1 protein-coding gene is annotated in these 613 nt (G+C 57.1%); it reads right to left on the reverse strand.

Annotated features, from left to right (window positions below; genetic code table 11):
- Positions 1–105: 105 nt before the first annotated feature.
- Positions 106–417 carry a hypothetical protein gene (locus CQ12_RS36360; RefSeq protein ID WP_018272562.1) on the reverse strand — a complete coding sequence of 104 codons (312 nt, stop codon included), beginning with the start codon at positions 415–417 and terminating at the stop codon, positions 106–108.
- Positions 418–613 lie beyond the last annotated feature (196 nt).

Raw genomic sequence — 613 nt, forward strand, 5'->3', positions numbered from 1 at the left:
AGTGCTGGTAGTGTCATAACGAACAGTCTACTCCGAACTGATAATCCGAAAAAGAGCCGCTTTAGTCAAAGCCCGGTGTTACGCCGAGAGTGCGCAAAAATATTTTCACTTTTCCCCCGGCGATGGTGATCCCACATGAGCGCCAAAACCGGTTTCCTTCTCCAGTTCATTCAGAAGGATTTCGCCGATCCAGAAGAGGTCGCCGTGGGTGTTGTCGATGATGGCTTGGCGAAGGACGCTCAGCTCGGTGCCGCGCTTGGTGATTGGCCGCGTCTTAAGCAGCCGAACATTGTTGCCTGCGCGGAGCAGGATCTTGGCCCAAAGGCTATTGTGGACCCATTCGTAGCCCTCACGGTCCTGCGCCTCGGCCGCGACCGCGCATTCCTCGATCAGCGCATTTCGCTCCGCTTCGGTCATGGCTTCGCAACTCCGGACACAACAGCTGGGATAGTCGCCAAGCACAGAGTTGCGATGCCTGCGGCCCATGCGCCCCCGTTGGGCATCGTAGCTGCTTCGTCTCTGATTTGCTGAAGGGCGGACATCGCTTGGCAAAGAGGGCAACGCTCATCGTCGCCACTATAGGCGTGACCGATTTCTATGTGATCGTCTCGGC

The sequence above is a fragment of the Bradyrhizobium jicamae genome, assembly GCF_001440395.1.
In the GTDB taxonomy this organism is placed as follows: domain Bacteria; phylum Pseudomonadota; class Alphaproteobacteria; order Rhizobiales; family Xanthobacteraceae; genus Bradyrhizobium; species Bradyrhizobium jicamae.